The organism is Micromonospora vulcania (assembly GCF_042658605.1).
GTDB classification, from domain to species: domain Bacteria; phylum Actinomycetota; class Actinomycetes; order Mycobacteriales; family Micromonosporaceae; genus Micromonospora; species Micromonospora vulcania.
The window spans coordinates 1-13,451 of sequence record NZ_JBHSQS010000022.1 but is presented as its reverse complement, the minus strand read 5'-3'; the positions used below and the strand labels follow the sequence as shown (position 1 = coordinate 13,451).

The following is a 13,451-nucleotide window of genomic DNA, read 5'->3' as shown; positions in this document are numbered from 1 at the left end:
CCTGGGAACGGCCGTGGCGTTCGGCAGCGGCCTGACCGCCGGTGCCAGCGCTGCCGACGCCACCAACGTGACCGGCATCGTCCTCGGTGTGGGCGCCAACGAGACCCAGCGCATCGTCACGTGGTACTCGTCCACGGACACCGCGCAGAAGATCCAGCTCGCCCCGACCGCTGAGCTGGCCAACGGCGAGTTCCCGGCCACGGCGGCGACCTTCGACGCCCTTGGCGGCGCGAACATCGCCAGCAGCGGCGGCTTCAACCGCCACGCGACGATCACCGGCCTGAAGGAGAACACGGCGTACTCCTACCGGGTCGGCGCCGAGGGCAGCTGGTCCCCGGCGTACGCCTTCAAGACGCAGGACTTCGAGGGCAACTACGACTTCCTGTTCTTCGGCGACCCGCAGATCGGCTCCTCCGGTGACCCGATCAAGGACCAGGCCGGTTGGCAGGAGACCCTGAAGGTCGCCACCACGGCCAACCCGAACATCGAGCTGCTGGTGTCGGGCGGTGACCACGTCGAGTCCGCCAACAACGAGACCGACTGGAACGCCTTCCTCGGCCCCGACGAGCTGCGTCAGTACCCCGTCGCCGCCACCATCGGTAACCACGACGTCGGTGGCAAGGCGTACGAGCAGCACCACTTCACCCCGAACACCGACCGCTCGGCCGCGTACTACAACAACGGCAACCCGGCGGGCGCCAACTCGGGTGGCGACTACTGGTACATCTACAAGGACGTGCTGTTCATCGACCTGAACAGCAACAGCTACGCCACCTCCCAGGGTGGCGGCGGCGACGCGGCGCACGTCTCGTACGTCACCAACGTCATCAACCAGCACGGCTCCGAGGCCAAGTGGAAGGTGCTCGTCTACCACCACTCGATCTACTCGCCGGCCGACCACGCCAAGGACACCGACAACAAGGTGCGCCGGGTCGACTTCCCGACCACCTTCTCCAAGCTCGGCGTGGACATGGTGCTGCAGGGTCACGACCACAGCTACTCCCGCAGCTACCTCATCAAGAACGGCGAGAAGGCGAACCCGGCTGAGAAGCCCGGTGCCGAAGACGTGTTCGCCGGTCCGGGTGGCGTGCTCTACGTGACGGCCAACTCGTCCTCGGGCTCGAAGTACTACGACATCACCAAGCCGGACAGCAGCGGCACGAGCGGTGCCGGTAACGGTGCCGACCCGCTGAACCCGGACAGCTACTGGTACAACTCGGTGCAGAACCAGGAGCACGTCCGGACCTACGTCAAGGTCGAGGTCCGCAACGACAAGCTCGTCGTCAACAACGTCCGGAGCGGCACCTGCGCGGCCCCGAACGCGGCGGTCGAGAAGGGTCTCTCCTGCATCAACACCCCCGAGGGTCAGCCGGTCGGCTCGATCGTCGACAAGGTGACGGTGCACCCGTACCGCGGTGACGGTCAGGCCATCCAGGTCAACGTCCCGAACCCGGCCCCGGGCGAGTTCGGCTGGACCATCGACGGCTACAACGGCCTGGTGGACCTCGGTGTCGCGCAGGAGCGCAACGGCACCTACTTCGAGGCGACCGGCAAGATCAACCCGATCCTCGTGTCGGACAGCCGCCGCACGCTCGCCCCGTGGTCGATCTCGGCCAGCGTGGGTGACTTCCAGGACGCCGACAAGAAGTTCGCCGGCTCCTACCTCGGTTGGACCCCGTACGTGCTGGACGCCGGTGCCGGTGCAGTGGCCGGTGCTCCGGTCCTGTCCGCGTACGACGACCAGGGCAAGGGCCTCGCGGCCTCCAGCGGCCTCGGTTCGGCCGTCCAGGGCCACCCCCGCGGTGGGGCCAAGCTCGGTGCCGACCTGGATCTGAAGATCCCGGACAGCATCGCGAAGGGTAACTACCGCACCACGCTCACGATCACTGCGCTGAGCAGCTGACCGGAGACGCTCAACTCGGCGGGGTAGGCACCTTCGGGTGCTTGCCCCGCCGCTCCGTTCCAGACCCGACCAAGATCCTTTGAGGACCTGAGATGTATGCGCCCGTAAAGCGTCGGAAGACCACCGTTACCGCCCTCCTTCGTACCGCCGCCCTGGCCCTGCTCGCCACGTCCGCGGTCGCCGGCCTGGCCACGGGCCCCGCTCTGGCGGCGGACGGCGACGTCGCCTGGACGGTCCGGACGGCCTCCAACAGCTTCGGCGCCGCCCGGTCCAGCTTCAGCTACTCCGCGAACCCGGGCAGCCGGGTCGAGGACGCCATGGTCGTCGCGAACCGTGGCCCGGTGCCGCTCAACCTTGCGGTCTACGCCGCGGACGGCTTCACCAACGCCGGCGGGCAGCTCGACCTGCTCGCCAAGGACGGGAAGTCCGTGGCGGTCGGCGCCTGGGTGCACGCCGCCAGCGGCAGCGTCACCATCCAGCCGGGCAAGACCGCCCAGGTCCCGTTCGCGGTCAGCGTGCCCGACAACGCCACGCCCGGCGACTACGTGGGTGGCATCGTCACGTCCCTGACGCAGGCCAACGACGCCGCGAACATCAACGTGGACCGGCGCCTGGGTATCCGGATCAAGCTGCGCGTCGGCGGCGAACTCAAGCCGAGCCTCGCGGTCGAGGACCTGCACGTGGACTACGCGGGCACGTCCAACCCGTTCGCCAAGGGCGACGCCACCGTCAGCTACAAAATTCACAACACCGGCAACGCCGCCCTGTCGGCCCAGCAGACGGCGTCGGTCTCCGGGCCGTTCGGCCTGCTGCGGGTACGGGCGGGAGACATCGCCGCGCCGCCGGAGCTGCTGCCCGGTGAGAGCCGGACGATGACGGTACCCGTGCACGGCGTGGCGCCCGCGCTCCGGCTGGCGGCGACCGTGACCCTCACGCCCCTGCTCACCGACGTGTCCGGCTCCACCACCTCGCTCAAGCCAGTCGAGGCCACGGCGCACGGCTGGGCCCTGCCGTGGATGTTGGTGCTGCTGCTCGTCGTACTGATCGCCATCATGGTCGCAGTGATCCTGTACCGGCGCCGCAGCCGCCTCCAGCGCAAGACGCGCGAGGACGCCCGAGTACGCAACGCCGTAGAGCAAGCCCTCCGCGACCAAGAATCGCCCAAGTCCTAACCCGCCCCCGCGCCCCTCTCCCCGCCCCGCGCCCTCTCCGCCGCGCCCTCTCCCCCCGCCCTCCCCCCGCCCTCCGCCCCGCGCCCTCTCTCCCCGTCGATCTAGGGCAAATCGTTGCGAACGGAGATCCACTAGCAGCGATATGCCCTAGATCGACGCGGCGGAGCGGGGCGGACACGGCACGGCGGGGCGCGGAGCGGGGCGGCGGCGCGGGGCTGGGTGGGTGTTTAGAAGGGTTCGGTTAGCTGGCCGCGCAGCTTTACCAGGGCGCGGGTCAGCAGCCGGCTGACGTGCATCTGGGAGACGCCGATCTGGTCGGCGATCTGGGACTGGGTGAGGTTGCCGTAGAACCGCAGCGTGAGAATCTTCTGCTCGCGCTCGTCGAGGGTGGCCAGTGCCGGGCCGAGGGAGGCGCGCAGTTCGGCGAGTTCGAATTCGGCGTCTTCGCCGCCGAGCATGTCGCCGAGTTCGGTGGCGCGTTCGCCGTCGCCGGTGGGGGTGGACAGGGAGACCGCGTTGTAGGCGCGGGCGCCTTCCAGGCCTTCCAGGACCTCTTCCTCGGTGACCTTGAGGTGGGCGGCGATGTCGGCGACGGTCGGGGAGCGCCCGAGGGTCTGCAGCAGGGAGCTGTTGGCGTCGGAGATGGCCAGGCGTAGCTCCTGCAGCCGGCGGGGGACCCGGATGTCCCAGGTGCGGTCGCGGAAGTGCCGCTTGAGCTCCCCGACGATGGTCGGGATCGCGTAACCCGCGAAGTCGACGCCGCGCGTCGGGTCGAACTTGTCGAGCGCCTTGATCAGCCCGATCGCGGCGGTCTGGACGAGGTCGTCGCTCGGCTCGCCGCGCCCGCTGTAGCGACGGGCCAGGTGGTTGGCCAGCGGCAGCCAGGCCTCGATCGCCCGGTCCCGCAGCGCGGCCCGGGACGGGTGGCCGGCGGGCAACTCGGCCATCGCGGTCAGCAGCTGAGCTGCCGACGCGTCGGCGGCGACGTGGTCGGTGCGGGTGCCTGTCGGGGCGGGGCGGTCCGTCGTGGTGGTGGTCATGCTTGGTACCTCCGCTGATCCCACGCGGCGCTCCGCGAGTGCCGCGCCAACCGTTGGACCGAGACTAGACCTACGGCCGACGAAAAGATAGCCGAAAGGATGATGGCGTGTCGCCCGGTTAGTCATCGCCTGGGGCGGGTGTCGTCCGGCGGGCGAGGCGGACGGCTACCGCGATCACCGCGATCACCAGCACCGCCGCCAGCGCGGGCGCCCAGGTGGGTGCCGCACGCAGCCCGAGCGTGCCGAGCACGGCACCGGCGATCAGCCCCACCAGGCGACCGGTTCCGCCCACGTCGGCGAACCGGTGCGGGTCGAGGACGCGGCGTCGGACCAGGTCGGTCAGCGAGCCGGTCAGGTAGGTGGTCGAGGCACCGCGTATCCCGGCACCTATGGTGATCACGCTCTGGATCCCGCTCGACACCGACGCCACCGCGAGCAGCACCAGCCCGGTGGCGTACCCCGGACGCCCTGCACAGGCCATCCAACCCGCCGCGAATCCGAGCAGCAGCACCGCTTCGGTCGCGGTGACCACTGCGGTACGGCGGTTCCAGCCCGGCCGGATCCGACGTAACGGCAGCGTGGCGCCGGCCACGCCGACGGCGTAGCCGCCGACCGCCGCCACCGCACCGCCGAGCGAACGGCCGTCCGCCGTGGCGATCGCGTGGCCGAAGTGCACCAGGTTGCCGGTGATCACGCTGGCGAAGAACCCGTCGAGCCGGGTCAGGCAGATCACGTCCAGGTAGCCGGAGGCCGCAGCCAGCACCACCAGGAGCCCGGCCGTGGCCGGCCGCGACGGAGCGCGCACGAGGGTCCCTTCCTGTCGTCCGATCGGTCCGTCTCGCGCACCGACGGGCGACCGCCGTACGTGCCCGGTGTCGCCTGACTCCGGGTACGCAGCCATTCCCGCGCCCGCGCCGACTAGGCCACCGACCTGGGGACCGGCCGAGCAAGAAGCGCGGGCGGTCGCCCTTGTGGGTGAACGGTGCTCAGCCCCGGACCCGACCCGCCGTGCGCACGGCATGCTGCGACGGTGACGCCGGCAGGGAGAGGGAACCCACATGGTTGACGGGGATGTGCCCGAGCGGATGCAGGCCGCGGCCTTCGACGAGTTCGGCGGGCCAGAGGTGATCACCCTGCGGATCCTGCCCGTACCGGAGATCGCCGCCGACGAGGTGCTGATCAAGGTGTGGAGCGCCGGGGTCGGGGTGTGGGACGTGTACGAGCGCCAGGGCGTGCTGGTGCCCGAGGGTGCCGCGTTCCCGATCGTGCCCGGGTCCGACGCCGCGGGGACCGTCGCCGCAGTCGGCAACCAGGTCAGCAACGTCGCGGTCGGCGACCTGGTCTACGTGTCCGCCGCCAACCACCCGAAGGGTGGCTTCTACGCCGAGTACGCGGCCACGAAGGCGAAGTACGTCGCGAAACTGCCCGACGGCGTGTCGGTGGAGCACGCCGGTGCCATGCCCACCGACGCGTTGACCGCGCTGGCGGGGCTGGACGCCCTCGGCCTACCGGCCGGTGCCTGGCTGCTGATCTTCGGTGCCAGTGGTGGTCAGGGCCATCTGGCGGTGCAGTTGGCCAAGCGGCAGGGGCTCAACGTGATCGCCGTGGCCTCCGGGGCCGACGGCGTGGCACTGGTGACCCGGCTCGGCGCCGACGTGTCCCTCGACGGCCACGGTGACATCGTCGAGCTGCTCGCGCTGATCCGGGATGCGGCCCCGACCGGTGTGAACGGCATCCTGGCGATGGCCGGCGGCGAGACCCTGGACCGGCTCAGCGAAGCGCTGTCCAACGACGGCGCGGTCGCTTTCGCCCACGGCGTCCAGCCGGAGCCGAAGAAGCGCCCCGGTGTCACGGTCCGGGCGTACGACGGCGAGGCGAATCCACGACAGACGCAGCGGCTCAACGAACTCATCGAGGCCGGGCCGTTCGTGGTGCATATCGCCGAGACGTTTCCGCTGGGCAAGGTGACCGAGGCGCACCGGCGGCTGCAGACCTCCTACCTGGGCAAGCTGCTGCTGACGGTGAGCTAGCGCTCAGCGCTCCCGTGGTTGCGGAACGCGTACCGAAGCCATGCCGGCCGCCGTCGCGGCCTGGATGCCCAGGTCGGTGTCCTCGAAGACCAGGCAGGAACCCGGGGGTACGCCGAGCTGCTCCGCCGCGAGCAGGAAGGCCTCCGGGTCGGGCTTGGCGCGGGTGTAGTCGTCGGCGCAGACCAGCACGTCGAACCGGTCCAGCAGGCCGAGCGTGTCGAGGGAGGCGGTGACCGAGGCCCGGGTGCTGCCCGAGACGACAGCGAACGGCACCCGCTGGTGGGCGTCGTGGATGTGTGCCAACACCTCCGGCACGGCGGCGAGCTGCGGTAGCAGCTCCTGGTAGTAGCTTTCCCGGCGCTCGACGACGGTCGCCACCGGCATGGCCAGGCCGTGTTGCTCGTTCAGGGCGACGATGATGTCGGCGGTCGGCCGGCCGCCCCACGCGTAGAAGAGTTCCTCGGGGAACGCGCAGTCCCATTCGTCCAGGGCCCGCTGCCAGGCCACGTAGTGCAGCGGCATCGAGTCGACGATGGTGCCGTCACAGTCGAACAGGTACGCCGCGAACTCGCCGGGTGGCAGGGGCAGACTCACCGGAGCAGGGTACAGCGAGCGAAGCTCAGTCGGTCGTCACGGACTCCAGCCGCCGGCGCAGGTGCGCCCGTTCCGGCTCGGTGCCGACCAGCGTCAGTGCCTGCCGGTACGCCGCCGCGGCCTCGTCGAGCCGGCCGAGCCGGCGCAGCAGATCGGCCCGGGTCGCCGGATAGAGGTGGTACCCGCGTAGCCGGGGGTCGTCGGCCAGCTCGTCCAGCAGGGCGAGCCCGGCACCGGGACCGTCCCGCATGGCGACCGCGGCGGCCCGGTTGAGCGCGACGACCGGCGACGGCACCAGGCCGAGCAGCACGTCGTAGAGCGCCACCACCTGCGGCCAGTCGGTGCTGGCCAACTCGGGGGCCTCGTCGTGCAGCGCGGCGATGGCGGCCTGCACCCCGTACGGCCCGGGCGCGCGGCCGGTCAGCGCGACCACCACGAGTCCACGCCCCTCGTCGATCATGGGGTGATCCCAGCGTGTCCGGTCCTGGTCGTCGAGCAGGACGATCCCGCCGTCCGGCCCGGTACGGGCGGCACGCCGGGCGTGGATCAGCAGCATCAACCCGAGCAGCCCGGCGACCTCCCGTTCGGCGGGCAGCAGCCGACGCAGGATCCGGGCCAGCCGGATGGCCTCCTCGGCGAGGTCGGTCCGTTGGAGGTCCGGGCCGGAGCTGGCGGCGTACCCCTCGGTGAAGACCGAGTAGATCGCCTGGAGCACGGTCGGTAGGCGTTCGGGCAGCTCGTCGGCGCCCGGCACCCGGAACGGGATACGCGCGTCGCGGATCTTCCGTTTGGCGCGGACGAGCCGCTGGGCCATGGTCGCGGACGGCACCAGGTAGGCCCGCGCGACCTCGGCCGTGGTGAGACCGGCCAGGAAGCGCAGGGTGAGCGCACCACGGTCCTGCGCGGCCAGCGCCGGGTGCGCGCAGGTGAAGAAGAGCGCCAGCCGGTCGTCGGGCAGGTCGCGGTCCGCGTCGGCCGGCGGGGCGTGGTCGGCCCGCTCGGCCTCGGCCTGGAGTACGGCGAGCCGGGTGGCCAGGACACGGTCGCGACGCAGCCGGTCAACGGCACGGCGGCGGGCCGTGGTGAGCAACCAGGCGCCGGGCCGGGTCGGTACGCCGTCGGTCGGCCAGTGCACCAGCGCCGCCTCGATCGCCTCGGAAGCGACTTCCTCGGCCAGGTCGAGATCACCGAAGCGATGCACCAGCGAGGCGAGCAGCCGGCCACGTTCCTCCCGGAACACCGCCTCCACCGACGAACCGGCGATCCCCGCCCCGGCCGACTCCTCGCCCGACACCGTCAGACCTCGACCTCGATCTCGGCGACCGGGCGCACCTGGACCGATCCACCACCGAGGGCACCCGGGCTACGGGCCGCCCAGTCCAGCGCGACGTCCAGGTTGGGCACGTCGATGATGTCGTACCCGCCGAGCACCTCGCGTGTTTCGGCGAACGGCCCGTCAGTGATCGTGCGCTCGCCGGCCGCGCCGACCTGCACCGTCGTGCAGGTGGTGAGGTCCTGCAACGGGTGCCCGGACACCCAGATCCCGGCGTCCTTCACCTCCCGGTCGTAGCGGACCCAGTCCTCGAACGTGCACCCGTCGACGACCTCCCCGTCCGTCGTCACGGGGCTCATGAACAGCAGCATGTACTTCACGTCTCGGCTCCTCTCGGTGCGGCGGCTCGCCGTACAGCATGACGACGAACGAATACCGGGGACATCGACACGGCGACCGGAAATCTTTCCCGGCTCACGGGCGGAGCGGCCGGGTCGGGTCGATCGGGTCGTCGCGCCGGTCCATCCGCCGCTCGTACCAGGTCACCCCGATCAGGAAGACGGTCAGCAGGGCGAGCGCCGCCAACGCGGGCAGCGACCGGCCGACCGGCAACAGGACCAGCGGCAGGAGGGCGGCGACGACCTGCGTCGGGTAGACGGCACGGACGGTGATCCGGCGAAAGACCAACCTGCTGAGCAGATAGAGGGCGGTGCCGCCGAAGAGGGCGGTCGCGGCCGTCCAGCCCAGCCGCTCAGCGTGCGGCGATTCGTCGGTGAGCTGATCGAGCACCTCCTCGATGCCGAGCGCGACGTAGATCGCACCGATGATCAGGGGTGAGTGCCCGAGGCCGTACGCGTCGCCGGCCACGTCAGCCCGTCGCTCGCCCGGCACGTTGGTGATGGCCTGCCGCGCCGCGGGTGCCAGCCGATCGAAGTAGAGCCACCAGAGGCAGACCGTGCTGGTGAGGCCGAGCAGCGCCGCCGCCAGGCCAACTCCGACCGGCCCTGCGTCACTGGAGCCGGCACCGGCGGAGATCAGCGACTCACCGAGCGCGATGATCAGCACCAGGCCGAACCGCTCGGTGAAGTGGTCCACGCTACGCAGTTGCCACGGCCGGAAGGAGGACGCGATTCGGGCGCCGCCGATGTCCACCAGGAACGCGACCGTCCAGAGCACCGTCTGGGCGGTGCCGCCGAGCAGCGCGCCCACGATGAGCGGAATCCACGCCACCGTCACCGGCACGCTGAAGAACCGGAGGGTCGATCGCAGCGGCGGATTCGTCGAGCTCACCCAGAACAGCACCACGAGCTGCACCGCCCGACCCACCACGTACGCCAGGGCCAGGGTGAACGGCGCGTCGAACAGTTCCGGGCCCTGCCGCCAGGCGTCCGGTAGCACCAGCGCGGCCACGAAGATCGCGGCCATCGCGACCAGGGTCGCCGCGCGGGCCGGGCCGACGTCCGGGCGGACCAGGTTCCCCACCCAGGTGTACGGGCCCCAGGAATAGAGCAGCAGCACCAGGAGCAGCAACCCCTGGGCGAGGGTGAGCGCGGACGGCGTATCCGCCATGAACGTGATGACCCGGGTGAGCGCGAAGACGAAGACCAGGTCGAAGAAGATCTCGAACATCGTGGTCCGGTGCGTATCCGCAGCCGGCACCGGACGAACGTCAAGAATCCCCCTCATCCTCGCATTCTGCGCCACGAGGGGGGCGGATCAGTCGGTCTCCGCGTTGGGCGGCGCGGAGAAGAGCGGGAAGAACTGCTCGGCCACTCGCCCACCGCGCACTACGTCAGCGGGGAAACCGAGGTCAACGGGCTGGTCGTACCGACGCGGCGCCGGATCCACCGCCAGGGGGACCGTACGCCGGACCTGTCCTGGACGCCGATCACGGTCGACCTGGCGGACGTCGACATCCGCTGAGGTCCTCCGGATCGGTGTGGCGGCGGGCCCGGCACCACGTCGGTAACCGGACCTCGGCGTCGGGCCCGGGCGTCCGCCCGCCGGCGGCTTCGCTCGGCCCGCCGTCGCACCTGCTGGTACGCGCCGGTCAGCCCCATCGCCCGGCGTACCTCGACGAGCGTCTGCCGCACCTCCAGGCGGGTCCGCTCGGTGCCCTCCACGATCAACTGGTCCACCAGTCCGCGGTCCGCTTCGAACTGGGCCCGACGCTCCCGGATCGGTGTCAGGAACCGCTCCAGCGCGTCGATCAGCCGCTCCTTTACCTCCACGTCGCCGACCCGCCCGGCGCGGTAGCGCTCGGCCAGGTCCGCGACCTCGTCGCGGTCCGTGTTGAACACCTCGTGGTACGCGAACACCGGGTTGCCCTCGACTCTGCCCGGCACATCGGCCCGTACCCGGTTCGGGTCGGTGTACATGCCGAGCACCTTGCGACGCACCGTGGGCGGATCGTCCGACAGGGCGATCGTGTTGCCCAGGCTCTTACTCATCTTGGCCGCGCCGTCGGTGCCCACCAGGCTCGGCGTCTCCGCCGCGATCAGCTCGGGCACCGGGAAGACCGGTCCGTACAGATGGTTGAACCGGCGGGCGATCTCCCGGGTCACCTCGACGTGCGCGGCGTTGTCCTTGCCGACCGGCACGACCTCCCCCTTCACGCAGAGGATGTCCGCGGCCTGTAACACCGGGTAACCCAGCAGCCCGTACGGCATCTCCTCCTTGCCGGCGTCCCGGGCCATGTCCTTCAGCGACGGCACCCGTTCCAGCCGGGGCACGGTCACCAGGTTCTGCAGGAGCGTGTTGAGGTCGCCGACCTCCGGGATGGCCGACTGGAGGTAGAAGGTCGCCCGCGCCGGGTCGACGCCGGCCGCGAGGATGTCGGTCACCATCTCGCGGGCGTTGCCGGAGACCTGGTCGATGTCCTCACGGCGGTTTCTCGTGGTCAGCATGTGCAGGTCGGCGATGATGAAGAAGCTCTCGTAGCGCTGGTGTAGACGCACCCGGTTGGCGATGCTGCCGACGTAGTGGCCGAGGTGCAGGCGTCCGGTGGGCCGGTCGCCGGTGAGCATTCGTGCAAGGGACATGGTCGTGCCTCTCGTGCGGATGGTGGGTTACGCGTGGGCGCGCGCCGAGCGGGACGGAATCGCCCCCTCGGTCAGCGGGATCGGCTCAGCGAGCCGTCCGCCATCGCGCGCCGGCGCGGAACCGAAGCCCGCCAGCACGAAGTACGTCCAGGAGTTGCTCACGGCCGTCGCCGGAGCGGGTCGGGAAGGCGAGCACCACACCGAGCGGGAGGCCGTCGACCACGTCGACCGCCTCCACCGTGCAGATACCCGTCCGGACCACGGCTTCACGGTACCTCCGTGCCGTGCTCTCAGGCGTCCTTGTTCCCGGCGCTCTCGGTTCGGGATGGCCGGTAGCTCTCGGCGTAGTAGCCGCCGACGAGTTCCCGGTACTCCGGGCCGGTCGACTCCGAATCGAACGGTGGCGCGTCCTTGATCTGCTGCCTCGTCCGGTCCACGTGCACGGTGCGTTCCAGATGGTCCACCCGGGTGACCGTGCCGGCCGGCAGCAGCACCTTGTGGCCGAGGATCCACGGCCCGGTGTCCACTACCAGGTAACGCGCGGCCGACTCGTGGCTCGCCTCATCGATCGTGCCGATCCGCCCGTCACTCGCCTGCACCCGGTAGCCGACCAGGTCGACCGGAGTGCCGGGACCGGGGGCGTTCGGCCCTTCGTGCCCACCGTCCGGGCCGTCCGGCGGGGTGACCGAAGGGGTGGCCTGCTCGTACCCGCCAGCGAGGGCCGACGGGTCGCGCCAGTCCCAGGGATTGAAGATCGAGGGTTGCACGGGCACCTCCGGTGACGGTCGTCGGCATGTCCCGTTCCGCAGTGCCCATCGGGTCGCTGGCGGAAACAGTTCGGCAATTGCGCTTCATGAAGAAAGGCGGCTGCGAAATTGGTGATAGCCGTCGCGAGTCGACGGGCGGCAGAACCAAAGACCTGGTCAGCGTGGTCGCAGCGGTTCGTCCGCAGGTCTGTCGCCAGGGCGCTGTGTCCACCCGACACATTCGAGGCGGCGTCCGCCGCCGACCATTCTGGTCCCGCATTCAGGTCATGCCGAATAAGTGGGCCGCAGATGTACCGCACCATCCGGCGGACCGGCATCGCGCTCGCGCTCGTGCTGGGCCTCCTGACCGGGGCCGGCTCCGCTGCCCAGGCGGGGACGGTGAACCCGTACACCCCGCAGGCGCTCTGCGGCTGGGTACGCGGCGGTGGACCAGGACCCGATCCGGGCGTACGTCCGGGGTGGTTGCGCGATCTGGGGTGGCCTGTTGGCCGACCCGAGCGGGTCCGTCCACCGTCACGACCGTGCCAACCCGGCGATCGGCGGAATCGGGACCTGCCTCTGAGCGCCGCCGCCTGCTGAATCAGTTCCGCGGTCGGGGCACCGGTCCAGCTCCACTGGCATACTCGGCTGCCATGGTGCTGTCGCGAGGATGGGCTGTCTTCCTGGTCGGAGTCGGTGTCTGGACCTGGGTGATCTGGCCGAGGTTCGCGGTGGCCATCTGGCAGGACCCGCGCTCGTGGGCGTCCGGCACGGTGGGGGACGGCGCGGCGACCAGCTTCCTGTGGGTGCACGCTCTGCTGATCGGGGCGTCTCTGGTCATCGGCACCACCGTCGGCGTCCTCGGTATCCGTGCCTGGTTCGCCGCCCGCCGTCGACCGGGCCGAACGGGCGCCTGACGGAATCACCCGGCACTGATCAACGCGAGATCGGCGTTGTCGAGGTGTTTCGACGTCGCCGCGCGGGAGTGGGAGTACTTCGTTGAAGGACGGGGTATGGGTCTTTCACGGCCCCGATGCCCCCGTCGGGTCCGGGCCGACGGCGCCATCCAGGCGGTACGGCGACCGTCTCCAGACATGCCTATCGGTTCTGAGCTGGGGAAACGTCCTCCAGCCGCGAATGTGACGCGGGCCGCTACCCGCGGATTTGACGATCAAACCCGCGGACGCGTAACTTTCTCTCTGCCAGCGCGGAACGGGGCAAACAGGGCGAAAGTCCTGAGGCACCGGATCGGGCAGGCACCGGGTCAAACAGGGGTTCGCTCCTGTGGGACACGGTCCGGGCGGGGCTCGCCGGATCGGCCGCGAGGCGGATTTGGTGCAGCGGAAGCGACCGGGTAAGGTTCACGACCGGCAGGGCACCGGGCGAGCTTGCGGGAAACCGCAGCGGCCGGCCTGCCGAATCCGACGACCAAGCGCAGCGGTTCGCTGCTGCGCGAGTGCGCCGGGACCAACCCGCACGAAGCATGACAGACCGGTACACACGGTTTGACACGGCCGAGACGGTGAGGTAACGTAGTAAAAGTGCCCGGCGCGAGAGCGGCGGGGACGCGAGCTAGAAAAGCCCCGAGTTGGGGTTCCACTGAGTGTGGGGCTTCTGGTCGGTGTGTGGTTGTTCTTTGAGAACTCAACAGG

The 13,451-nt window shown here is 70.4% G+C and carries 12 protein-coding genes and 1 pseudogene; 4 read left to right on the top strand and 9 right to left on the bottom strand.

Translation table 11 applies throughout. The features are described 5' to 3' along the window. Positions 1–13 precede the first annotated feature (13 nt). Positions 14–1,903, top strand: coding sequence for a purple acid phosphatase family protein (locus tag ACFQGL_RS26330; protein WP_377515146.1), 1,890 nt, complete (start codon positions 14–16; stop codon positions 1,901–1,903). A 92-nt stretch (positions 1,904–1,995) separates the two neighbouring features. Next, the gene (locus ACFQGL_RS26325) at positions 1,996–3,075 is read left to right on the top strand and encodes a COG1361 family protein (RefSeq protein WP_377515145.1); all 1,080 of its coding nucleotides are present in this window, start codon (positions 1,996–1,998) and stop codon (positions 3,073–3,075) included. A gap of 227 nt (positions 3,076–3,302) precedes the next feature. Here the strand turns inward: ACFQGL_RS26325 and ACFQGL_RS26320 are convergent, their stop codons facing one another. After that, positions 3,303–4,115: a SigB/SigF/SigG family RNA polymerase sigma factor gene (locus ACFQGL_RS26320; RefSeq protein ID WP_377515144.1), complete on the bottom strand. Its 813-nt coding sequence runs from the start codon at positions 4,113–4,115 to the stop codon at positions 3,303–3,305. 118 nt (positions 4,116–4,233) lie between these two features. Then, on the bottom strand, positions 4,234–4,920 hold the full coding sequence (locus ACFQGL_RS26315; protein ID WP_377515143.1) for a YoaK family protein: 687 nt from the start codon (positions 4,918–4,920) through the stop codon (positions 4,234–4,236). Positions 4,921–5,173: 253 nt separating this feature from the next. On the opposite strand from ACFQGL_RS26315, the gene ACFQGL_RS26310 reads away from it, so the two are divergent. Beyond that, positions 5,174–6,145: a quinone oxidoreductase family protein gene (locus ACFQGL_RS26310; RefSeq protein WP_377515142.1), complete on the top strand. Its 972-nt coding sequence runs from the start codon at positions 5,174–5,176 to the stop codon at positions 6,143–6,145. 3 nt (positions 6,146–6,148) lie between these two features. On the opposite strand, the gene ACFQGL_RS26305 is transcribed toward ACFQGL_RS26310, so the two are convergent. From ACFQGL_RS26305 to ACFQGL_RS26275, 7 genes and pseudogenes are all read right to left on the bottom strand, one after another. Further along, the gene (locus ACFQGL_RS26305; protein ID WP_377515141.1) at positions 6,149–6,739 is read right to left on the bottom strand and encodes an HAD family hydrolase; all 591 of its coding nucleotides are present in this window, start codon (positions 6,737–6,739) and stop codon (positions 6,149–6,151) included. 25 nt (positions 6,740–6,764) lie between these two features. Beyond that, complete coding sequence (locus ACFQGL_RS26300; protein WP_377515140.1) at positions 6,765–8,033, bottom strand: RNA polymerase sigma factor; 1,269 nt, start codon at positions 8,031–8,033, stop codon at positions 6,765–6,767. A 2-nt stretch (positions 8,034–8,035) separates the two neighbouring features. Continuing rightward, positions 8,036–8,383 carry a YciI family protein gene (locus ACFQGL_RS26295; protein WP_377515215.1) on the bottom strand — a complete coding sequence of 116 codons (348 nt, stop codon included), beginning with the start codon at positions 8,381–8,383 and terminating at the stop codon, positions 8,036–8,038. 103 nt (positions 8,384–8,486) lie between these two features. Then, positions 8,487–9,698, bottom strand: a complete 1,212-nt coding sequence (locus tag ACFQGL_RS26290; protein ID WP_377515139.1) for a low temperature requirement protein A — start codon at positions 9,696–9,698, stop codon at positions 8,487–8,489. A gap of 311 nt (positions 9,699–10,009) precedes the next feature. Then, positions 10,010–11,053: pseudogene (gene trpS, locus ACFQGL_RS26285) on the bottom strand (tryptophan--tRNA ligase); the annotation flags it as partial. Positions 11,054–11,138: 85 nt separating this feature from the next. Then, entirely contained in the window at positions 11,139–11,315 is a 177-nt protein-coding gene (locus ACFQGL_RS26280; protein WP_377515138.1) for a hypothetical protein, read from the bottom strand. Between the two features lie 28 nt (positions 11,316–11,343). Continuing rightward, positions 11,344–11,820 (bottom strand): PRC-barrel domain-containing protein, encoded by a 477-nt coding sequence (locus ACFQGL_RS26275; protein ID WP_377515213.1) that lies wholly within the window; start codon positions 11,818–11,820, stop codon positions 11,344–11,346. Between the two features lie 632 nt (positions 11,821–12,452). On the opposite strand from ACFQGL_RS26275, the gene ACFQGL_RS26270 reads away from it, so the two are divergent. Next, entirely contained in the window at positions 12,453–12,716 is a 264-nt protein-coding gene (locus ACFQGL_RS26270) for an SCO4848 family membrane protein (RefSeq protein ID WP_377515137.1), read from the top strand. Positions 12,717–13,451 lie beyond the last annotated feature (735 nt).

Coding starts and splice junctions, on each gene's coding strand:
- ACFQGL_RS26325 (WP_377515145.1), top strand. CDS start 1,996: ATGTATGCGCCCGTAAAGCGTCGGAAGACCACCGTTACCGCCCTCCTT.
- ACFQGL_RS26320 (WP_377515144.1), bottom strand. CDS start 4,115: ATGACCACCACCACGACGGACCGCCCCGCCCCGACAGGCACCCGCACC.
- ACFQGL_RS26310 (WP_377515142.1), top strand. CDS start 5,174: ATGGTTGACGGGGATGTGCCCGAGCGGATGCAGGCCGCGGCCTTCGAC.
- ACFQGL_RS26295 (WP_377515215.1), bottom strand. CDS start 8,383: ATGCTGCTGTTCATGAGCCCCGTGACGACGGACGGGGAGGTCGTCGAC.
- ACFQGL_RS26290 (WP_377515139.1), bottom strand. CDS start 9,698: ATGAGGGGGATTCTTGACGTTCGTCCGGTGCCGGCTGCGGATACGCAC.
- ACFQGL_RS26270 (WP_377515137.1), top strand. CDS start 12,453: ATGGTGCTGTCGCGAGGATGGGCTGTCTTCCTGGTCGGAGTCGGTGTC.